The organism is Clavibacter lycopersici, from assembly GCF_003576405.1.
GTDB lineage: Bacteria > Actinomycetota > Actinomycetes > Actinomycetales > Microbacteriaceae > Clavibacter > Clavibacter lycopersici.
This window is the reverse complement of the sequence record NZ_QWGT01000560.1, coordinates 1-417: the sequence shown is the minus strand read 5'-3', so window position 1 is coordinate 417 and position 417 is coordinate 1. Positions and strand designations below refer to the sequence as shown.

Sequence of the window (417 nt, the reverse complement as noted above, 5' to 3'; positions counted from 1 at the left end):
ACCCCGGCAGGCGCTCTGCCGGGCCGGCACGTGGATCGCGCTGGCCGCCCTCGCCGTCGCCGTCGCGGTGGCCTCGCTCGCGGTCTCGGGCGCCGCGCGCCAGGGCGATGCGCTCGCGCCCGACGACCCGGCGCCCGGCGGCACGCAGGCGCTCGCCCGCGTGCTCCAGGCGCAGGGCGTGGAGGTCACGCTCGCCACGACGCTCGCCGACGCGCGCGCCGCCGTCGGGGACGGGGTCGGGGACGGGGACGACGCGACCCTCGTGCTCGGCCCGACCTCCGACCGCCTCGACGACGAGCGGCTCGCCGAGGTCGGCCGGCTCTCCACGCGCACGGTGCTCCTCGCCCCCGACTTCCGCACGCTGCGGGCGCTGGCCCCGGACGTCGCGGCGGGCGGCGCGGCCGAGTCCGCCGACCG

1 protein-coding gene is annotated in these 417 nt (G+C 81.5%); it reads left to right on the top strand.

Annotation, left to right across the window (positions count from 1 at the left end):
- The coding region (locus tag DZG00_RS16530) for a DUF4350 domain-containing protein (RefSeq protein WP_119455877.1) at positions 1-417 on the top strand (417 nt) is incomplete at both ends.